The following is a 19,215-nucleotide window of genomic DNA, read 5'->3' on the forward strand; positions in this document are numbered from 1 at the left end:
CAAAAAAGCCCTGCTGAGACAGGGCTTATTTGCTGCAAGCTTCAAGCTGCAAACTTTCCGTGAAGGCGAAACAGCCCATAGCCTGCGATCTGTAATTGTAGCTTGTAGCCAGTGGCTTGCAGCTTGCCGCTGTTGCACTAATACCGGTTCGGCTCCATTTCCAGCTCGACATGGAAACGATCTGAAATGTCTTTCTGGATACGTTGCGCGAGGTCGAGCAACTGCAGGCCGGTGGCGCTGCCGTAGTTGACCAGTACCAGCGCCTGCAATTTATGCACGCCCGCATCGGCATCACGGAAACCTTTCCAGCCGGCGCGCTCGATCAGCCAGCCTGCGGCGATTTTCATCTGCCCGTCGGGTTGTGCGTAAGCCACCAGGTCCGGGTATTGACCCTTGAGCTGAGCGACCAGCGCCGCTGGCACTAACGGATTCTTGAAGAAACTGCCGGCATTGCCGAGCACCGCCGGGTCGGGGAGTTTTTCGTTGCGGATGCTGCAAATGGCCTGGCTGACATCGGTGGCGGTCGGGTGCTCGATGCCTTGCTCGGTCAGGCGCTGACGCACCGGGCCGTATTCCAGATGCAAATGCGCGACGCGGCTCAAGGCGAAGCGTACGCGCAGGATCAACCAGCGCCCCGGCTCCTGTTTGAACAGGCTGTCGCGGTAGGCGAAGTTGCATTCTTCCAGGCTGAAATCGCGCAGTTCACCGCTATGACGATCGAGCGCGGTCAGGCCAGCGAACACGTCCTTGATCTCAACCCCGTAGGCGCCGATGTTCTGCATCGGTGCCGCACCGACAGTGCCAGGAATCAGACTGAGATTTTCCAGGCCCGACAATCCCTGCGCCAACGTGTGCTGCACAAACGGATGCCAGGGCTCACCGGCCTCGGCCTCAATCACCACCTTGCTGCCGTCATCGCTGAGCACACGAATCCCGCGAGTGGCCATGCGCAGCACCAACGACTCGATGTCCGCCGTCAGCAGCAAATTGCTGCCGCCGCCGATCACCAGCACCGGCACCTGATGTTCCAGCCCGTAGGCCAGGGCCTCCCGTACATCGGCGTCGCTATGGGCTTCGGCGAACAACCGGGCCCGGACATCCACGCCAAAGCTGTTGAAGGGCTTGAGCGAAACCTGCGACCGAACCTGCAAACTCATAACCGTCCCTTCAGTTCGACCACCAGCAAATCACTGGCGCGTTCGATCAGATCCAGCACTTGCTCAAAGCCCTGATCGCCGTCGTAATACGGGTCCGGGACTTCGTCGATTTCCGACTGATAACGGCGCAGGAACAAATCCAGCTCAGCCCTGCCCCGGGCCGGTTGCAAAGCCTTGAGGTTGCGCAGGTTGCTGTTGTCCATCGCCAGGATCAGGTCGTAGGTGGCGAAATCGGCGCGGGTCACTTGCTGGGCGCGTTGGGCCGACAGGTCGTAGCCACGCAGCTTCGCCGCCGCCTGACTGCGTCTGTCCGGCGCCTTGCCGACGTGCCAGTCACCAGTGCCGGCGGAGGCGACTTCGACCTGACTGGCCAACCCTGCTTCACGCAGTTTGTGGCGCAACACGCCTTCGGCCGTGGGCGAACGGCAGATGTTGCCCAGGCAGACAAACAGAACCCGCATCAGGCCTCCAGCAGGCGACGAACGCGCTCAAGGTCTTCAACAGTATCGACGCCCGGAGGCGGCGCGATCAGCGCATCGGCGACGTGAATCCGCACGCCATGCCACAGCGCACGCAACTGTTCCAGGCACTCGGTATTTTCCAGCCAGCACGGGCCCCAGCTGACGAAGTCATGCAGGAAACCGGCGCGATAGGCGTAGATGCCGATGTGGCGGCGGTACGGCACGCCTTCCGGCAACTGCTCGCGGCTCTGGGCGAACGAGTCCCGCGCCCATGGCAGCGTGGCGCGACTGAAGGTCAGCGCCAGGCCATTGAGATCGCTGACGACTTTGACCACGTTGGGGTTGAACAGGGTTTCCACGTCTTCGATCGGCTCGGCCAGGGTGGCCATGCGCGCTTCGGTGTGGGCGGCCAGGTTGGCGGCGACCTGATCGATCACACTCGCCGGAATCAACGGCTCGTCACCCTGGACGTTGACCACGATGGCGTCGGGCGCCAGGCCCAGCTTGGTCGCGACTTCCGCCAGGCGATCGGTACCGGAGTTGTGATCTTCACGGGTCAGCACCACTTCGGCGCCAAAGCCCTGGCAGGCCTCGACAATGCGCACATCGTCAGTGGCGACCACTACGCGTTGGGCGCTGCTTTTGCTCGCCTGCTCCCAGACGTGCTGGATCATCGGCTTGCCGGCGATCAACAGCAGTGGTTTGCCCGGCAAACGGGTGGAGGCGAAGCGCGAAGGAATGACAACGGTAAAGGCTGTGGTCATTTATCCAGACGCTCGTCGGTGGTCAGGGTGCGGGCCTCGGTTTCGAGCATCACCGGGATGCCATCGCGAATCGGGTACGCCAGGCCGGCGCCCTTGCTGATCAGCTCGGTCTTGTCGGCGCTGAGCTTGAGCGGGCCTTTGCAGACGGGGCAAGCGAGGATGTCGAGCAATTTGGTGTCCATGAGCATTCCCTGGATAAAAACGGATTTAAGGCAACAGTCGAGCCGGCAACAGGCGCATCAACTGTGTATCGAACCAGGCCACGAAGGCCGGCGACGGCACAGCATCGACCGCCAGGTACCACCAGTCGGCGGCGGCGAAGGCACGGCACTTCACCGCGTCCTTTTCGGTCATCACCAACGGCAATGACGGGGTGAAATTCAAGGCCTGCACACTGTATTCGGCGTGGTCGGCGAACGCGTGCGGCACCGGCTGCCAGTGTAGCGTTTCGAGGGTCTTGAAGAAACGCTGCGGGTTACCGATCCCGGCCACCGCGTGCAGCGCCTGACCTGCGGGAAAGTGATCGAGGGGGCGATGCTCACCGCTTTGCAGATTGACCAGCGCTGTCGGTTGCAGCTGGAAGGCAAAACCGCCGTCACGATCAGCCGTGGCGCCGTTATAAAGCACTGCATCAACGCTTTGCAGGCGCTCGACCGGTTCGCGCAACGGCCCGGCGGGCAGGCATCGTTGATTGCCCAGGCCTCGGGCAGCGTCGATCAGCACCAGCTCCAGATCCCGAGCCAGACGGTAATGCTGCATGCCGTCATCGGAGAGGATCAGGTCCAGCGGTTCGCTCGCCAGCAAGGCTTTGACCGCGGCGCTGCGGTTCGGGTCGATCATCAGCGGCACGCCGGTGCGCTGCACGATCAACAACGGTTCGTCACCGGCAATTTCAGCGCTGTGTTCCGCCTCGACGCGCCATGGTAACTGTGGCGGTTTGGCGCCGTAACCACGACTGACCACGCCAACCCGCAAACCGCTGCGCTGGCAATGCTGGATCATCCACAGAATCAACGGCGTCTTGCCGGTGCCGCCGACGGTGATGTTGCCGACGACGATCAGCGGCACGGGCGGCTGGTAGATTTCACCCTCGCCCGCCAGAAAGCGTTTGCGCTTTTTGTCGACCACACGCCGGTACAACCACTCCAGCGGCTGCAACAGCTTCAGGGCCGGATGGCCTCGGTACCACGCGGCAAGCAGGCGATCGGACATGGCCATCAGGGCGCGGGCGGCGCCGCCTCGACTGTGGTCATGCGCAAGTGGTTGAAGCCGAGTTTGCCGGCGGCGTCCATGGCCGTGATGACCGATTGATGCTGGGATTTACCGTCGGCACTGATGGACAGCGGTCGGCTGGTATCGCCGTTGGACTCTTTCTGCAAGGCATCCATCAGGGTGGCCAGGTCGCTTTTCGGCAGCACCTGGTTGTTCACCGAGAACACGCCGTCAGCACTGATGGCGATGTCCAGTTGCTTGGACTGGTCTTCTGCCGGCGAACCGCTGACGGCCTCGGGCAGCTCGACGCGCAACTGGGTTTCACGGGTGAAGGTGGTGGTTACAACGAAAAACAGCAGCAGGATAAACACCACGTCGATCAGCGACGCGAGGTTGATGTCCACGTTCTCCCGTTGCTTGCGGCGGAATTTCACGCTTTGCCCTCGGCCAGATCCACATCGCGGTCGCCCTGCACTACCTCGACCAGCTTGATCGCTTCCTGCTCCATCCCCACCACCAGCTCATCGATCCGGCGTTGCAGGAATCGATGGAAGAACACCGACGGGATACCGACCATCAAACCGGCCGCCGTGGTGATCAAGGCCTTGGAAATACCTCCGGCCAGCACCGACGCGTTGGTGGTCATGCCACTGCCGGTAAATGCGCTGAAAATATCGATCATGCCCAACACCGTACCCAGCAAGCCGAGCAACGGCGCCATGGCGGCGATGGTGCCGAGGGCATTGATGTAGCGCTCCAGCTCGTGGATGACCCGGGCGGCGGCCTCTTCGATGCACTCTTTCATGATCTCGCGACCATGTTTGGAGTTGGCCAGGCCCGCGGCCAGAATCTCACCCAGCGGCGAGTTGGCGCGCAGTTCCTTGAGTTTTTCTTTATTGAGCTTTTTGTCCTTGATCCAGACCCAGACCTGCCCGAGCAAATGCTCCGGGGTCACGCGGCTGGCCCGCAGGGTCCAGAGACGCTCGGCAATGATCGCCATTGCCGCGATGGAACTCAGGATGATCGGCAGCATCATCCAGCCGCCGGATTTGACCAATTCCCACACAGTGTCAGTCCCCTCGAAAAAGTGCGCCACTCTAACATAGGGGTTGGACGCACCGAAGACCGTGATGTCGCATCCGGTCGGGCTTTAATAACGCTCGGTTATGGATTCAGTCATGGCGGATCGCGCCAGAACCGTCGATCCAGAAGCATTGAGCGTGGTGATTCGAACCGCCCCAGTTGCAGATGAATGGCGCCCTGCTCTGCGCTGTCGTAGATCGTTATGCCACGTTTGCGGTAGCGCGCCACGACCGTTGGATGTGGATGGCCGAAGGAATTGCCGTGCCCGCGGGAAACCAGCACCGCTTTGGGTTGCAAGCCGTTGAGCAGCGCTATGGACGACGAACTGCGGCTGCCATGATGCGGTGCCTGCAACCAGTCAGTCGGCACGGCCAATGGACTGTCGAGCAATGATCGCTCGGCGGCGGCATCGATATCACCGGTCAGCAGCAACCGTTCGGCATTGGCTTCGATCTGTAAAACACAGGACTTCTGATTGCTGTCCCCGGCTGCCGACCATTGCCAGAGCCGGAACTGAACGCCATCCCAGGTCCATTGCCGGTCGGTTTCACAGGCCTGAGCTTGCAGTTCGGCAGGCAGGGCCTGCGGATCGCCACTGATCACGCGCTTGACCGGCAGCCCACTGGCAACTGCCCGGGCACCGCCGGCATGATCGGCGTCAGCGTGGCTGATCAGCATCACGTCGAGTTCTTTCACCCCCAGTTTGCGTAATGACGGCAGTACGACCCGCTCTCCCAGGTCGAAATCACCGAAACGCGGGCCGGTGTCATACAGCAGCGCGTGATGGCGAGTGCGCACCAGAATCGCCAGGCCTTGGCCAACATCCAGTTGCCAGATGTCGGCGATACCTTCGGGCAGTTCTGCGCGTGGGGGAAATACCAGCAACAGCAACATCGGCCACCCCAGCGGGCGCATGGGTACCCCCCGGGGCAGTAACAATAGACAGGCGCCTATCGCCCCCACGCACCAGACCCAGAACGGGATCGCCATGGGCACCCACGCCGGAATGCGCCCAGCGACCAACGCCAGTCCCTTGAACAGGCCATCGATCAAACCGCCCGCCAGCCACAACAGGCCCTCGCCCACATAAGGCAGCGGCAACAACACGGTGCCGAGCAATGCCGGAGGCAGCACCACCAGACTGATCCAGGGCACCGCCAGCAAGTTGACCAGCGGCCCGCTGACACTGATTGGCAACCCCAGCACCAACAGCAAAGGCAACAGGCCAATGGCGATCAACCATTGGGCGCGGGTCCAGGTTTGCCACCAGCGCCAAGGGCCCAGGCGACCACCAAAGGTAAAAATCAACACCGCGACTGCGGCGAAGGACAACCAGAACCCCGGCTGCAAACTGGCCAGCGGATCCAGCAGCAATACGCCATTAAACGCCAGCAATAACGGCCACCAGGCACCGAGGTGACGAAAACGCAGGCGCCACAACAACACCAGGCCGATCATCAAACAGGCACGGCGTACCGGGACATCAAATCCGGCCAACAGTCCGTAACCGAGCGCGGCACTGAATGCCAGGCCACAGGCCCAGGGCAACCAGGGCAGACGGTTCGGCCACAGTCCAGAGCGGGCCAGACCGGCGATCAGCAGGTACACCACGCCCGCCAGCAAACCGATGTGTTGCCCGGAAATCACCAACAGGTGCACGGTGCCGGTGTCTTGCAGCACTTGCCAGTCTTCACGGCTGAGCCCCGCGCCATCCCCCAGCACCAACGCTGCCAGCGCAGCCGTTCGACCCTGGGCATCCACTGCCAGCAGCCTCTGGCGGATGCCATCGCGCCAGGCCCACCTCGCCTCGGACAGTCGCTCGCCGTCCTTGACCGTACCCGTCGCACCAATGCCCTGCGCCAATAACCAGGCCTGATAATCGAAAGCCTGCGGATTGAGCAAACCGACAGGACGCTTCAGCTTGATCGCCAATCGCCAGCGCTCGCCGCTTTTTACCGGCGGGCCGTCGTACCAGGCCAGGCGCATGAGTGTCGGCACCTTCCCGTGTCGCGACGTAGCCTGCGCCAACTCAAAGCGAACCACCGCCTCGCCGTTCTCGGGCAATCCCGTCACCTGCCCTTCGACCCAACGGGTTTCACCGTCCAGGCTCGGCGCCAAACGGTCATCCAGTGCCCATTGGGCCTGCACGCAGGCCCAACTCAAACCGAACAGGAAAAACGCCGTCGGATACGACTTGAACGGCAACAACATCAAACCGACAACCGGCATCAACCACCACAACCCGACCGGCGGCAATGCCGGTAAAAAACGCAGGGCCAGCAGACCCAACGCCAGCGCCATCATCCCTGTGCGCATAAGCCCGTCCTTGAGAGTCCCGGCCTTAGGCATAGACGTCCGGGCGCACGCTCGTCGTTATCAATTGTCACAAAGTCTGAATGGGCGCTTCATAGAATCCAGACATACTTGCCGCCTTGACCGACCGAGAAGCCTTATGCCCCGGCGATTATTCAAACGTTACATGCCAGACCCGACCAGCATCAGGGAACACAAATCCTTACGCTTTCTCGGCACGCTGCTGCATGACCCGAACCTCTGGCACCTCAATCGCCATTCCGTCGCACGGGCCATGGCGGTTGGCTTGTTCGCGGCTTTCCTGCCGATTCCGTTGCAGATGTTGCTGGCTGCCTTCCTTGCGATCGTGGTGCGCGGCAATATGCCGATTGCAGTGAGCCTGGTCTGGCTGACCAATCCGATCACCATGCCGGCGGTATTCTTTTGTACCTATCAGACGGGGGCGTGGTTGTTGGACGTTCCTGCACGGCATTTGCCGGATGAATTGACCTGGGAATGGATTAGCGGCGAGCTCTCGACTTTATGGCAACCGTTTTTGCTGGGGTCGGTGGTGACGGGGTTGGTGCTGGGGGCGTTGGCTTATTGTCTGGTGATGATGTATTGGCGGTGGTGGGTGGCTCGGCAGTGGGCTCGGAGAAAGAAGAGCCGGATGTGAGTGGGCTGTCTTTGGGATGGGATTGATCGTGTACATATCCGTTGTTTTGGTAACGGCTGCTGACGGTTCCGCTCTTACAGCGGGTCACTTTCGAAAAGCGCGAAAGTAACCAAAGCGCTTTTGCCCCTTTCGTTCGGTGCCTCGCCTAGGCTCGGCATGCCCTCGCTCCGGTCCTGCTCCGTGGGCCCGCCGCCATCGGCCATCCATGGCCGGGGGCGGCTAACCCGGCATCCATGCCGGGTTGCCCACTGCGCAGAACCTCCACTCGGCCTCACGAGGGGGCGAGTACCGCCACAGCACCGCGAGGCGGCCTGCCGGCCGGCCTGTTTATCTGGTTCGTGCGCATCTCCCCCTGTAGGAGCCGGCTTGCTGGCGATGGCGACCGCTCAGTCAACATCATCGAGACGACATACAGCTATCTCCAGCAGGCTGGCTCCCACAGCTGGATTGGAGGGTATCTGATAGAGATTGGTTGGCTGGCAGCGCGTCATCGCCAGCAAGCCGGCTCCTACAGTGGGATTGGGGGTATCTGGCAGAGATTGGTTGGCTGGCAACGCGTCATCGCCAGCAAGCCGGCTCCTGCAGGTTGGAATGCGAACCAACCAGACAAACAGGCCGGCCGGTAGGCCGCCTCGGCCCTTTTGATCCACCCGCCCCCTCGGCAGGCTGAGTGGAGGCGTTTATCCGGGGGGGCGCGCAGCGCCGTGCGGCGAAGCCGCACACATCGAGAGGAGGTTGAAGCGAAGCCAACCGGAGGCGATGCCCCCGGATGAATGCCGGAACGAAGGAACACCGAGCCTTAGCGAGGGGCCGTACGTAAGGGGCGAGCGTTTTTTGGGTTACTTTTTTTAGGCGCTTGTAAAAAAAGTGACTCGCCGTAAGGGCGAAACCATAAGCCGCCGTTACCGCAGAAACGGATATACACGCAAAACCCAAAACAACCTCAGGTCCGCATCCCCCGCCCACTCACCAACAACCGCGCGCACCCAACATACAAAACCCCAGTCGCCACCACCATAAAGGCAATCGCCACACTGATCCGAATATCCGAAACCCCAAGGATCCCGTACCGGAAAGCATTGACCATATGCAACACAGGGTTGGCCAGCGACACGGTCTGCCAAAACGGCGGCAGCAACGTAATCGAATAAAACACCCCACCGAGATAGGTCAACGGCGTCAGCACAAACGTCGGGATGATCGAGATGTCATCGAAGTTGCGCGCAAACACCGCGTTGATGAACCCCAGCAGCGAGAAGATCGTCGCCGTCAGCACCACCACCAGAATGGTCACACCCAGGTGATGCACCTGCAGGTGGGTGAAGAACAGCGACAACAACGTCACGATGATCCCGACCATCAACCCGCGCAGCACGCCACCCAGGGTATAGCCGATCAGGATAGTGTGCGGCGAAACCGGAGAGACCATCAGTTCTTCGATGGAGCGCTGGAATTTGCTGCCGAAGAAACTCGACACCACGTTGCCGTAGGAGTTGGTGATCACCGACATCATGATCAGCCCCGGCACGATGTACTCCATGTAAGTGAAGCCGCCCATGTCGCCGATTTGCCGGCCGATCAGGTTACCGAAGATCACGAAATACAGAACCATGGTGATCGCCGGCGGTAGCAGGGTCTGCGGCCAGATCCGGGTGAAGCGCCGGATTTCACGGTAAACGATGGTATTGAGGGCAACGAGGTTGGGGCGCAGCTCGGAACTCATACTGCCACCTTCGACAGATTTTTCTCCACCAGGGACACGAGCAACTCCTCAAGGCGATTGGTTTTATTGCGCAGGCTCAACACTTCGATGTTCTGCTGGGCAAGCTGGGTGAACAGCGCCGTGATCCCCATGGACTTGTCCACCTGGACCTCCAGCGTGTGGTCGTCGAGCAAACGGGATGGATAACCCAGCAACTGCGGCGGCGCGCTCAGGCTGTTCTTCAAATCCAGCAGGAAGGTCTCGACGTGTAACTGGCCGAGCAACTGCTTCATGCTCGTGTTCTCGACAATCGTGCCGTGGTCGATGATGCCAATGTTGCGGCACAACTGCTCAGCCTCTTCCAGGTAGTGCGTGGTGAGGATGATGGTGATGCCTTTCTGGTTCAGCTCAGTGAGGAAGGTCCACATCGAGCGACGCAGTTCGATGTCCACGCCGGCAGTCGGCTCGTCGAGAATCAACAGGCGCGGTTCGTGAACCAGTGCACGGGCGATCATCAAGCGACGCTTCATGCCGCCGGACAGCGAACGCGACGGCACATCGCGTTTGTCCCACAGACCGAGCTGGGTCAGGTATTGCTCGGCACGTTCCTTGGCGACTTTCGACGGAATGCCGTAATAGCCGGCCTGGGTCACGACGATGTCGAAAGTCTTTTCGAACTGGTTGAAGTTGAATTCCTGGGGCACCACGCCGATGGAGCGCTTGAGCTGCGCAGGATTCTTGTCCAGATCATGACCGAAGATATTCACCGAGCCGCTGGTCTTGTTCACCAGGGTCGAGAGAATACCGATGGTCGTGGATTTACCGGCGCCGTTGGGGCCGAGCAAGGCGAAAAAGTCACCTTCGGCGACATCCAGATCGATACCACTCAAGGCCTGGAAACCGTTGCCGTAGGTTTTGGTTAGCTGCCGGATGGACAGAGCGGAACTCATATCGGATTACGCACCAAGAAGGGAGGAAATAGATAAATAAGGGCGGGCGGCGAGCAATGCAACCGCGGCGCATGAGCGCAATGGTGCTTGTCGCCGCCACACAAGTACAGTCAAGTGTGTCGATAGTAGGTATTAAGTCAACGCGGTCATAACGGCCTTGCGATAGGCCGGACGCTGTTTCAGCCGTGCATACCAGGCTTGCAGATGCGGCCGTGGCGCGCGCTCGATCGGCATCTCGAACCAGGCATAAATGAAACTGCCGAGGGGAATGTCGCCCATGCCGATTTCGTCGCCGGACAGGTAAGGCGTGGTCGCCAGCGCTTGATCGGCCATTGCCAGCAAATCCTCGCATTCCTTGATTGCAGCCTTGATCGCAGGCCAGTCCTGCTGATCTGCCGGGGTGCGCAACACGCCCCAGAACACGGTGCGGAACGGGCCGGCGAAACTGGAGGTGGTCCAGTCCATCCATTTGTCAGCGATGGCACGTGCTTGCACACCGGCTGGATACCACGCGGTATCCGCCGCATGTTTGGCCAACAGATAACGCACGATGGCGTTGGATTCCCACAACACAAAACCGTCGTCTTCGATCAACGGCACGCGGCCATTGGGGTTCATGGCGCGGTACTCGGGCGTATCGACAACACCAAAGGCCCCGCCCGCATCGATGGCTTCATACGCCAGCCCCAACTCCTCGGCGGCCCACAATGGTTTTCTGACATTCGATGAATTTTTCCGACCCCAGATCTTCAGCATGACCGCCTCTCGATTGATGAATGCGCAGGCAGGATACGCCGGATCAGGCGCGACTCAAATCAGTCTGCATGTCACCCAATAACGGCGGCAGTTGCTCGCCGAACAGATGCGGATAGCATTTTTCCAGATGCTCGAAAAAGAACGCCTCAGGCACATCGGCAAACTGGCCGTGATCGACGAGGTACTCCATCAGCTGCTCGCCATCGCGGTTATAAGGGTGGAAAACGCTGTCGTTGATGCCGTCGAATTCCAGCGGCGCCACATTGAACAACTCGCAAAGTTTCTGGTTGAACGCGGGGGTCGCCTTGACCCAGCGATCCTGCAGATAGAACTCGGTGTAACCGTGCATGGCGAACATGTCGCTCTTGAGCAATTCGAGCAGGCGCGGCGTCGACAAATGATTGCGCACATCCGCCAGACCGATCCGCGACGGGATGCCGCAATGCCGCGCGGCGCCGGCCAGCAGAGTGGCTTTGGGCACGCAATAACTCTCGCCGGCCGCCAGTGCGTAACTGCCGCATAAGGTCAGCGGATCACGACTGAAGGTGTACGGGTTGTAGCGCACCGCCTCGCGCACGGCGTAATAAAGGCTGATCGCCTGCTCGCGCGGGTCGCGGCTGCTGCCACGGTGTTTTTCGGCGAACTCCACCACGTCGGGATGGTCACTATCGATGAAGCGGCCGGGGCTCAGATACTCGTGCATGCGCGAAATCTCCTGGGGAAGCCTCGAGTCTAACGAGAGGTTAAGCACAGAGATAACGACGTTTCGGCCAAACATGGGCGCTTAGTCGCCCGCCCAATGAACGTTTTCCCAGGGCCGTTGCCAACCGGACCTACAGAAATCATCCGGGATTGCCCACGATTTCAATCACCCCGCTCCGACCACCCCATTTTGCGGATGCCGTCTAAGCTCTGTGGGTTGGCTCGCCCTGGTTTCACGGAGGATTAAATATGCTGCTGTTGTGGATACTGGTTCTGGTTGTCGGGATCGCTTATTTAGCCCACCGTCGCATTTCACCGCTGCCTGCCTTGGGCATCGTGGCTGTCTATCTGCTGGCAATGGGCATCTTCAGTCACGCGCAGGGTTGGTTGTTGTTGATTTTCTGGGTGCTGCTCGCTGCGGTGGCTGCACCATTATTACTGCCAGACCTGCGCCGCAAATTCTTCAGCGCGCCGATGTTCGACTGGTTCCAGAAAACGCTGCCACCCATGTCGCAAACCGAACGCGATGCGATTGAAGCGGGGACCGTGTGGTGGGATGGCGAACTGTTCAGCGGTCGTCCGGACTGGAACAAACTGCTGTCGTATCCCAAGGTACAGCTGAGCGAAGAGGAACAGGCATTCATCGACGGCCCGACCGAAGCACTCTGCGCCATGGTCAGTGACTACCAGATTGGTCAAACCATGGATCTGCCGGCCGAGGCCTGGACGTACATCAAGGAAAACGGTTTCTTTGCCCTGATCATCCCCAAGGAATTTGGTGGCAAGGGCTTCTCGGCGTATGCCCACTCCCAAGTGGCGATGAAACTGGCCAGCCACAGTGGCGACCTCGCCTCCACCGTGATGGTCCCCAACTCCCTCGGTCCGGCTGAACTGCTGCTGCATTACGGCACCGACGAACAACGCAACCACTACCTGCCACGACTGGCGCGGGGCGACGATATCCCGTGCTTCGCCCTCACCGGGCCCATGGCCGGCTCCGATGCCGGCGGCATGCCCGACACCGGGGTGATCTGCAAAGGCGAATGGGAAGGCCAGGAAACCCTGGGTTTGCGCCTGAACTGGGAAAAGCGCTACATCACCCTGGGACCGGTGGCCACCCTCCTCGGCCTCGCATTCAAGGCTTACGACCCGGACCACCTGCTGGGCGATAAAGAAGACCTGGGTATCAGCCTCGCGCTGATTCCGACCGATATTCCCGGCGTAGAAATCGGCCGTCGTCACCTGCCACTGGGCGCAGCGTTCATGAACGGCCCTAACGCCGGCAAAGACGTTTTCATCCCGCTGGAGTTCCTCATCGGTGGCCAGGAAATGCTCGGCAAAGGCTGGATGATGCTGATGAATTGCCTGTCGGTCGGGCGCTCGATTTCCCTGCCCGCTGTTGGCACCGGCATGGCCAAGTTCACCAGTCTGGTGACGGGCCAGTACGCGCAGATTCGCGAACAATTCAACGTGCCGATTGCCGCGTTCGAAGGCATTCAGGAATCCATGGCCCGCATCGGCGGCAACGCCTGGATGATGGATGCCGCGCGGATGCTGACCGCCAACGCGGTGGATCTGGGCGAGAAACCTTCGGTGCTGTCGGCGATCCTCAAGTATCACCTCACCGAACGGGGCCGCGAATGCATCAGCCACGCCATGGACGTGCATGGCGGCAAGGCAATCATTCAAGGACCGAACAACTACCTCGCGCGCAAATGGTGTGGCGCACCGATCTTCATTACCGTGGAAGGCGCCAACATCCTTTCGCGCAACCTGATGATCTTCGGCCAGGGCGCGATTCGCTGCCATCCTTTCGTCCTCAAGGAAATGGCGCTGGCCACCCGTGAAGACAAGGATCAGGCACTGATCGAGTTCGATGGCCTGCTGCTCAAGCACATTGGCTTTGCCGTCAGCAATGCCGCGAGCACGCTGGTGCTGAACCTCGGGTTTGGCCACCTGGAACATACCCCGGGCGACAAGCTCAGCCAGGGTTATTTCCGCGCCCTCAACCGTCAGGCCGCCGCATTTGCGCTGCTTGCCGATCTGAGCATGATGCTGCTGGGCGGCGAACTGAAACGTCGCGAACGCCTGTCGGCACGCCTGGGCGACGTGCTCAGCAACATGTACCTGGCCAGCGCCGCACTCAAGCGTTACAACGACCTGGACGCGCCGGAACACATGGAGCCACTGTTTGCCTGGGCCATGGAGGAAAGCCTCGGCCAGGCCGAACGGGCCATGGATGAACTGCTCAACAATTTCCCGAACAAGGTGCTGGCATGTCTGCTGCGGGTGATCGTGTTCCCGTTCGGCCGCCGCCACAAAGGACCTTCCGACAAGCTGGGCGCACAAGTGGCTGCGATCATCGGTCGGGCCAAGGGTGATCCGGCGCTGGAGGAAGTGCTCCTCGGCTGCTATCGCCCACAATCGAAGGAAGATCCGGTCGGCGCCCTGCAACACGCCAGCAACCTGACGGGCGCTGCACAAACCCTGCAGAAAAAACTCCATATGGCGCTCAAGAGCGGTCAGGTCAAACCGGTCGCCGGCGAACACGTGATCGATGCGGCGCTAGAGGCCGGCGTATTGCAACCGGTGGAAGCGCAAACCCTGCGTGAAGCCGAGGCGGCACGGCGCAAGGTGATCGATGTCGATGACTTCGATAAAGAGGAGCTGGCGATAGCACCGGGGAAGGTCCGCTGATCAAACCGTCCCCGTACACCATGTAAAAACGGGCGCAGGAGCTTTATACTCCCGCGCCCGTTTTGCTCTTGAGGACTTATCTCGTGTCCAACATCGTTGCCGATCATCTCGTATTGCTCGACCACCTGCGCAGCATCCTGGTCGCCGTAGGTGAGGCCGAACAGGTTCCCGACGAAAGCCATGCCTTGTTTCTGGAGCGCTTCGACGAACTGCTTGCACTGCTGCCGGTCGACCCGATCGAAAGCCAGTACCTGGGCCAGGACATCCTGTGCCAGGTGATCACCCGTTACCCGCAAATCGCCCACCTGGTCCCGCGCGACCTGCTGTGGTACTTCGCCGGTGACTGCCTGCACTACATGCCCGACGACGAAATCGACCTGTATCAGGCGCTGGAAGAGCGTCGTTTCGAAGCTGAACAGAATGACGAACCGTTTGACTGGAACCAGGAAAAACAGCTGCTGGCTCTGTCCAATCAGGACAGTAAGCACTGATCCAGGATCAGCAAAACAAAAGGTCCGCATGCGGACCTTTTTTGATTTTCCCGGCAGATCAAAACAACCCATCACTCTCGGGCAGCTCATACTCCGATACCGCCGTACTCAGGCGACCCGGTTTACCTGGCTTGCCCAACGTCGGCTCCTTCTCCAGGCATTCCACCAGGTAATCGATCAACACCCGCAGCTTGGGGGGCAGGTATCGGGTTGGCGAATGCAGGAGCCAGGCACCGCCATGGTAGGACGCCAGGAAAGTCCAGTCCGGCAACACTTGCACCATCAACCCCTTTTCCAAGGCTCGGCGCGCCGTGAAATACGGCAGGCTACCAATGCCGAGGTGTTGCAATACCGCGCCAAACCGCACGCCTGTGTGATTGGCGGCATAGCGCCCGCGCACACCGACCGTGACCGACTTGCTGCCTTTCTTGAATTTCCACCGCGCATCGCTCGGGGTTTCCCCCAGGTAAATGCAACTGTGGTTGAGCAAGTCATGGGGATGGGTCGGCGTTCCATGTTCGGCCAGATACTGCGGGGTCGCGCAGAGCAAATGATCGATCGTCAGTAACTGGCGCCCCACCAGCCCCGCAGGCGGCCGATCGGTGATGCGTATCGCCAGGTCGACATGATCGTCGATCAAATCCACCTGGCGATCCTCCAGCAACAACTCCACATCGACTTTGGGATAACGGCGCAAAAACTCCGGCATGTGCGGATGAATCACGATCCGGCCCACCGCTTTTGGCACACTGAGACGTACGACCCCTTCGGGCTCATCGGTAAATTGACCACTGATCTCCATCACCGAACGGGCAGCATTGACCATCTCCTGGCACCGCTTGAACACCTCTTCCCCACCGTCGCTCAAGCGCAACTTGCGCGTGGTTCGTTGCAGGAGCCGGGTCGCCAGCGCTTTCTCCAGCCGCGAAATACTGCGACTGACCGCCGAGGGTGAAGAGCCCAGTTGACGTGCCGCTTCGGAGAAACTGCCGGTCTCGACGACCTTGACGAAAATCGCCATTTCACCCAGCAGTGGCAGTGGAAGATTTATGCTCACAACGCAACAGTCCTTTGATGTTTGAACGGATTATCACGCTATTCCACCCTTCATATAATAAAAATCAGACATTTTAATTCGAGCATGGAACATGACGCTTCGCCTCTTCTTCCACAGTGATGACCTCAAGGCCAACGTGGAAGTCCTGGATTGCACACCCCACGAGAGCGAATTCGCCGTGGTGCTGCGCGCAACACTGTTCCACCCTCAGGGCGGTGGACAACCCTTCGATACCGGCTGGATCGGTGAGAGCCGAGTGCTGCGCGTGGTCCAGGACCCGGACCGGATCATCCATTTCGTCGACAGCCCGGTAAAAATCGGGATGACCCAGATCCGGATCGACGAGGAGCGCCGCCAGTTCAATACACGCATGCATACAGCCGGGCATCTGATTGGCCATTTTGTCCAGGCCATGGGCTGGATGCCGATCAAGGCGCATCACTGGCCTGACGAAGGGCGCGTGCAATTCAAGCCGACGGAATCAGCCCAGGAAGTTGAAGCAGACATCCTGCAGCAAGGCATCGGGCAGTGGATCACCGACGATCTGCCGCGCCTGATATCTCTGCGCGAAGGCGCCCGGGAAATCGGATTCGGTGAACTGCCCGCCTACGGTTGCGGCGGTACCCATGTACGTAGCCTGAAGGATCTGGGCACGGTCACGATCGAATCCCTTGCGCAAAAGAAAGGCACGTTATCCGTCCACTACCACGTGGATTGAGCCCTTGGGCAATGGCGCCCATGCCGTTGCCCGACGCCGGATGGCGCCTGCATTCGAGAGCTTCGTCGACGCTCGCTTCCCCCCTGACTTTCTGGAGTTGAGATGCTTTCAAATTACCTGGGCGAGTTTCTGGCGCTGGCGATCGTCCATTTTCTCGCCGTGGTCGCCCCCGGCCCGGATTTCGCCGTCACAATCCGCCAGAGCGTACGCTTCGGCCGGTGGGTGGGGATTTGCACGGCGCTGGGCATCGGCGCGGGCATTTCCGTGCATGTGTTGTATACGGTACTTGGCGTTGGCGCGTTGATGCACACCACGCCCTGGCTACTGACGGTGGCCAAGGTCGTGGGCGGTACCTACATCCTGTATTTGGGGGTGAGCCTGGTACGCAGTCAGCCCAAACCTGTGCTTGAGGGCGATAAAGTCGCTGAAGAACCAATCGTCGAGCAAACGTTGTTAAAGGCCTTCACCACCGGTTTTCTGACCAACGCCACCAACCCCAAGGCCACGCTGTTTTTCCTGGCGATTTTCACCACGCTCATCAGCGCCACGACACCGCTGAAGATTCAGGCGCTGTATGGGGTGTGGATGTGCTTTGTAAACGCCCTGTGGTTTGTGATCGTGGCGCTGTTCTTTTCCAGTCCCAAGGTCAGATTGCTGTTCATGCGCATGGGGCACTGGTTCGAACGCACCATGGGGGTGGTCCTGATTTTGTTTGCTGGGCGGTTGATGCTGTCGATGTAAAAGCGCAGGACATGAAAAGGCCCGCACAGTCAGACTGGCGGGCCTTCTTTTATCTGGAGCATGAATCGCGCACAAACAAAAACGCCGCTCATTGCTGAGCGGCGTTTTTGTTGAATATGGAGCGGGAAACGAGACTCGAACTCGCGACCCCGACCTTGGCAAGGTCGTGCTCTACCAACTGAGCTATTCCCGCAAATGGCGTCCCCTAGGGGACTCGAACCCCTGTTACCGCCGTGAAAGGGCGGTGTCCTAGGCCACTAGACGAAGGGGACACGCTGCCCGGAACACATGGTGTGTGTTTCGGTGCCCAGATCCGCGTCCGAAGACTCGGTTCTGGTTTCACTCAGCCCTGCCCGAAAGCAACGCTGTTTAAAATTGGAGCGGGAAACGAGACTCGAACTCGCGACCCCGACCTTGGCAAGGTCGTGCTCTACCAACTGAGCTATTCCCGCATTGGCGTCCCCTAGGGGACTCGAACCCCTGTTACCGCCGTGAAAGGGCGGTGTCCTAGGCCACTAGACGAAGGGGACACACTACAACATTCACTCCCTGCTTCGTTTCGCTGTGTGCTTTACGCTGCAAGTGGCGCGCATTCTATGGATGGATTGAGAGGTCGTCAACCCCCTGATATAAATTTATTTAAATCAATGACTTCGCCCTGCTTTCCGGCACCAATCCGGATTTTCCGCCGCCCGGTGTTTGGCGCCTATATTCTGACACTCGCCAAGGCGTTATAGTCGGAGCCAGCAATGATGGCAATCCGCCTTGTCGATGCCAGCATTCATATAAGAAGACAGCGGCCGATACAGATTGGTCCACATCGATCAGCTCGTCGAGCGGCCCTAGGCGCCTATAGGCCCAGCCACTACACTCGCACGCGAACCCTAAAAAGAGGTCTTACCGGTGACACCACTCATGATCACCCTGCTCGTCGTAGCCGGGATCGCATTATTGATCGCCATTGGCTACATCAACCATGTGGTGGAAAACAATAAGCTGGAAAGGGCCCGTACCAAGGTTGAACTCAACGATCGCCTGCGTCGTTGCGGTGAGATCACCGAGACCTTCCCCGGCCAGTTGATGACACCGGCGCTCAAGCTGCTGCTGACCCGCCTGGAATTGAACGTCTGCCAGCGCCTGTTGAATCTGGAAAAAACCAGCTCCAACCTCAAGGCACGGATTGGCGAGCTGGAGACTTTGGTCGCCCAGGGCGAATCAATCCCGGTCAACAACCCGCCGGCGCCGATCCAGACCGAAGCCAAGGCCAAGGATGTGCGCTTCCTGCTTGAAGCCCTGCACGGCCAGATCACCCGCGCCGCACAGGACGGCTACCTGCCGCCTAATGAAGCCAAGCGCTGGATCCGCGAGGTCCGTCATATTCTGGTGCTGCTGCACATCGAGTTCTTCAACAACCTCGGTCAGCACTCGTTGCAACAGAACCAACCTGGCCAGGCGCGATTGGCGTTCGAACGTGGCGTGCAGTACCTGCGCAAACAGCAGGAGCCGCAGATCTATGCCGAACAGCTCGAGTATCTGGAAAAACTTCTGGCTCGTGCCAATGCACAAGTCATGGATCGCATTGCCCCGGTAGAAGGCGAAGTCAACCAATTGACCGAAGGCCTCAAAGACGTCGAGGCGGATGCGGACTGGAAGAAGAAAGTGATCTACGACTGATCAGCGATAAATGAGAGAAGCCACCGAGACAGAGGTGGCTTTGTTTTGGCTCTTAACGCAATCCCGGGGAACACACACAGCT

Annotated in this window: 19 protein-coding genes and 4 tRNA genes; 6 read left to right on the plus strand and 17 right to left on the minus strand. The window is 59.8% G+C overall.

Going from position 1 to position 19,215, the window contains the following annotated elements:
- Positions 1-137 precede the first annotated feature (137 nt).
- The 8 genes from murB to M5G20_RS23020 form a co-directional block, all read right to left on the minus strand.
- A complete protein-coding gene (gene murB / locus M5G20_RS22985; protein WP_273921025.1) occupies positions 138-1,157 on the minus strand; it encodes a UDP-N-acetylmuramate dehydrogenase in 1,020 nt (339 codons plus the stop codon).
- Positions 1,154-1,618: a low molecular weight protein-tyrosine-phosphatase gene (locus tag M5G20_RS22990; RefSeq protein ID WP_273921026.1), complete on the minus strand. Its 465-nt coding sequence runs from the start codon at positions 1,616-1,618 to the stop codon at positions 1,154-1,156. Before M5G20_RS22990 ends, murB begins: the two co-directional genes overlap by 4 nt.
- The gene (gene kdsB / locus M5G20_RS22995; protein ID WP_150732324.1) at positions 1,618-2,382 is read right to left on the minus strand and encodes a 3-deoxy-manno-octulosonate cytidylyltransferase; all 765 of its coding nucleotides are present in this window, start codon (positions 2,380-2,382) and stop codon (positions 1,618-1,620) included. The genes M5G20_RS22990 and kdsB overlap by 1 nt, the downstream gene beginning before the upstream one ends.
- Complete coding sequence (locus M5G20_RS23000) at positions 2,379-2,564, minus strand: Trm112 family protein (protein WP_007945752.1); 186 nt, start codon at positions 2,562-2,564, stop codon at positions 2,379-2,381. The genes kdsB and M5G20_RS23000 overlap by 4 nt, the downstream gene beginning before the upstream one ends.
- Before the next feature lie 25 nt (positions 2,565-2,589).
- A complete protein-coding gene (gene lpxK, locus M5G20_RS23005) occupies positions 2,590-3,600 on the minus strand; it encodes a tetraacyldisaccharide 4'-kinase (protein ID WP_273921029.1) in 1,011 nt (336 codons plus the stop codon).
- Positions 3,600-4,028, minus strand: a complete 429-nt coding sequence (locus M5G20_RS23010) for an ExbD/TolR family protein (RefSeq protein ID WP_150732322.1) — start codon at positions 4,026-4,028, stop codon at positions 3,600-3,602. Before M5G20_RS23010 ends, lpxK begins: the two co-directional genes overlap by 1 nt.
- The gene (locus M5G20_RS23015; RefSeq protein WP_273921031.1) at positions 4,025-4,660 is read right to left on the minus strand and encodes a MotA/TolQ/ExbB proton channel family protein; all 636 of its coding nucleotides are present in this window, start codon (positions 4,658-4,660) and stop codon (positions 4,025-4,027) included. The genes M5G20_RS23010 and M5G20_RS23015 overlap by 4 nt, the downstream gene beginning before the upstream one ends.
- A gap of 110 nt (positions 4,661-4,770) precedes the next feature.
- Entirely contained in the window at positions 4,771-6,993 is a 2,223-nt protein-coding gene (locus tag M5G20_RS23020; RefSeq protein ID WP_273921033.1) for a DNA internalization-related competence protein ComEC/Rec2, read from the minus strand.
- A gap of 136 nt (positions 6,994-7,129) precedes the next feature.
- Between M5G20_RS23020 and M5G20_RS23025 the strand changes: the two genes are divergently transcribed.
- A complete protein-coding gene (locus tag M5G20_RS23025) occupies positions 7,130-7,645 on the plus strand; it encodes a DUF2062 domain-containing protein (RefSeq protein WP_075947432.1) in 516 nt (171 codons plus the stop codon).
- A gap of 943 nt (positions 7,646-8,588) precedes the next feature.
- Here M5G20_RS23025 and M5G20_RS23030 read toward each other — a convergent pair.
- From M5G20_RS23030 to M5G20_RS23045, 4 genes are all read right to left on the minus strand, one after another.
- The gene (locus M5G20_RS23030; RefSeq protein ID WP_075947433.1) at positions 8,589-9,368 is read right to left on the minus strand and encodes an ABC transporter permease; all 780 of its coding nucleotides are present in this window, start codon (positions 9,366-9,368) and stop codon (positions 8,589-8,591) included.
- The gene (locus M5G20_RS23035) at positions 9,365-10,297 is read right to left on the minus strand and encodes an ABC transporter ATP-binding protein (protein ID WP_273921036.1); all 933 of its coding nucleotides are present in this window, start codon (positions 10,295-10,297) and stop codon (positions 9,365-9,367) included. The genes M5G20_RS23030 and M5G20_RS23035 overlap by 4 nt, the downstream gene beginning before the upstream one ends.
- Before the next feature lie 132 nt (positions 10,298-10,429).
- A complete protein-coding gene (locus tag M5G20_RS23040; RefSeq protein ID WP_273921037.1) occupies positions 10,430-11,053 on the minus strand; it encodes a glutathione S-transferase family protein in 624 nt (207 codons plus the stop codon).
- 43 nt (positions 11,054-11,096) lie between these two features.
- Positions 11,097-11,756, minus strand: a complete 660-nt coding sequence (locus tag M5G20_RS23045; protein WP_150732318.1) for a transglutaminase-like domain-containing protein — start codon at positions 11,754-11,756, stop codon at positions 11,097-11,099.
- A gap of 248 nt (positions 11,757-12,004) precedes the next feature.
- On the opposite strand from M5G20_RS23045, the gene M5G20_RS23050 reads away from it, so the two are divergent.
- Together M5G20_RS23050 and M5G20_RS23055 are read left to right on the plus strand one after the other, a co-directional pair.
- Complete coding sequence (locus M5G20_RS23050; RefSeq protein ID WP_273921038.1) at positions 12,005-14,452, plus strand: acyl-CoA dehydrogenase; 2,448 nt, start codon at positions 12,005-12,007, stop codon at positions 14,450-14,452.
- An 83-nt stretch (positions 14,453-14,535) separates the two neighbouring features.
- Positions 14,536-14,943, plus strand: a complete 408-nt coding sequence (locus M5G20_RS23055; protein ID WP_007972361.1) for a PA2817 family protein — start codon at positions 14,536-14,538, stop codon at positions 14,941-14,943.
- Between the two features lie 58 nt (positions 14,944-15,001).
- Here M5G20_RS23055 and M5G20_RS23060 read toward each other — a convergent pair whose 3' ends face one another.
- Positions 15,002-16,000 carry a LysR family transcriptional regulator gene (locus tag M5G20_RS23060; RefSeq protein ID WP_273921039.1) on the minus strand — a complete coding sequence of 333 codons (999 nt, stop codon included), beginning with the start codon at positions 15,998-16,000 and terminating at the stop codon, positions 15,002-15,004.
- A 91-nt stretch (positions 16,001-16,091) separates the two neighbouring features.
- On the opposite strand from M5G20_RS23060, the gene M5G20_RS23065 reads away from it, so the two are divergent.
- Together M5G20_RS23065 and M5G20_RS23070 are read left to right on the plus strand one after the other, a co-directional pair.
- Positions 16,092-16,718 carry an alanyl-tRNA editing protein gene (locus M5G20_RS23065; protein ID WP_273921041.1) on the plus strand — a complete coding sequence of 209 codons (627 nt, stop codon included), beginning with the start codon at positions 16,092-16,094 and terminating at the stop codon, positions 16,716-16,718.
- Positions 16,719-16,820: 102 nt separating this feature from the next.
- A complete protein-coding gene (locus tag M5G20_RS23070) occupies positions 16,821-17,459 on the plus strand; it encodes a LysE family translocator (protein ID WP_273921042.1) in 639 nt (212 codons plus the stop codon).
- Positions 17,460-17,576: 117 nt separating this feature from the next.
- Here M5G20_RS23070 and M5G20_RS23075 read toward each other — a convergent pair.
- The 4 genes from M5G20_RS23075 to M5G20_RS23090 form a co-directional block, all read right to left on the minus strand.
- Positions 17,577-17,652: transfer RNA gene (locus tag M5G20_RS23075), tRNA-Gly, on the minus strand.
- Positions 17,653-17,655: 3 nt separating this feature from the next.
- Positions 17,656-17,731 (minus strand) — tRNA-Glu (locus tag M5G20_RS23080).
- Between the two features lie 104 nt (positions 17,732-17,835).
- Positions 17,836-17,911, minus strand: a tRNA-Gly gene (locus M5G20_RS23085).
- A gap of 2 nt (positions 17,912-17,913) precedes the next feature.
- Positions 17,914-17,989 (minus strand) — tRNA-Glu (locus tag M5G20_RS23090).
- A 385-nt stretch (positions 17,990-18,374) separates the two neighbouring features.
- Here M5G20_RS23090 and M5G20_RS23095 point away from each other — a divergent pair.
- Positions 18,375-19,133, plus strand: coding sequence for a hypothetical protein (locus M5G20_RS23095; protein ID WP_273921043.1), 759 nt, complete (start codon positions 18,375-18,377; stop codon positions 19,131-19,133).
- Positions 19,134-19,215: the final 82 nt, after the last annotated feature.

Origin of the sequence: Pseudomonas sp. TNT2022 ID1044 (assembly GCF_028656895.1) — a bacterium.
Taxonomy (GTDB): domain Bacteria; phylum Pseudomonadota; class Gammaproteobacteria; order Pseudomonadales; family Pseudomonadaceae; genus Aquipseudomonas; species Aquipseudomonas reinekei.

Bases quoted from the DNA above. Each gene is read 5' to 3' on its own strand.
- murB (WP_273921025.1), bottom strand. From the start codon at position 1,157: ATGAGTTTGCAGGTTCGGTCGCAGGTTTCGCTCAAGCCCTTCAACAGC.
- M5G20_RS22990 (WP_273921026.1), bottom strand. From the start codon at position 1,618: ATGCGGGTTCTGTTTGTCTGCCTGGGCAACATCTGCCGTTCGCCCACG.
- kdsB (WP_150732324.1), bottom strand. From the start codon at position 2,382: ATGACCACAGCCTTTACCGTTGTCATTCCTTCGCGCTTCGCCTCCACC.
- M5G20_RS23000 (WP_007945752.1), bottom strand. From the start codon at position 2,564: ATGGACACCAAATTGCTCGACATCCTCGCTTGCCCCGTCTGCAAAGGC.
- lpxK (WP_273921029.1), bottom strand. From the start codon at position 3,600: ATGGCCATGTCCGATCGCCTGCTTGCCGCGTGGTACCGAGGCCATCCG.
- M5G20_RS23020 (WP_273921033.1), bottom strand. From the start codon at position 6,993: ATGCGCACAGGGATGATGGCGCTGGCGTTGGGTCTGCTGGCCCTGCGT.
- M5G20_RS23025 (WP_075947432.1), top strand. From the start codon at position 7,130: ATGCCCCGGCGATTATTCAAACGTTACATGCCAGACCCGACCAGCATC.
- M5G20_RS23030 (WP_075947433.1), bottom strand. From the start codon at position 9,368: ATGAGTTCCGAGCTGCGCCCCAACCTCGTTGCCCTCAATACCATCGTT.
- M5G20_RS23035 (WP_273921036.1), bottom strand. From the start codon at position 10,297: ATGAGTTCCGCTCTGTCCATCCGGCAGCTAACCAAAACCTACGGCAAC.
- M5G20_RS23040 (WP_273921037.1), bottom strand. From the start codon at position 11,053: ATGCTGAAGATCTGGGGTCGGAAAAATTCATCGAATGTCAGAAAACCA.
- M5G20_RS23045 (WP_150732318.1), bottom strand. From the start codon at position 11,756: ATGCACGAGTATCTGAGCCCCGGCCGCTTCATCGATAGTGACCATCCC.
- M5G20_RS23050 (WP_273921038.1), top strand. From the start codon at position 12,005: ATGCTGCTGTTGTGGATACTGGTTCTGGTTGTCGGGATCGCTTATTTA.
- M5G20_RS23065 (WP_273921041.1), top strand. From the start codon at position 16,092: ATGACGCTTCGCCTCTTCTTCCACAGTGATGACCTCAAGGCCAACGTG.
- M5G20_RS23070 (WP_273921042.1), top strand. From the start codon at position 16,821: ATGCTTTCAAATTACCTGGGCGAGTTTCTGGCGCTGGCGATCGTCCAT.
- M5G20_RS23095 (WP_273921043.1), top strand. From the start codon at position 18,375: ATGATCACCCTGCTCGTCGTAGCCGGGATCGCATTATTGATCGCCATT.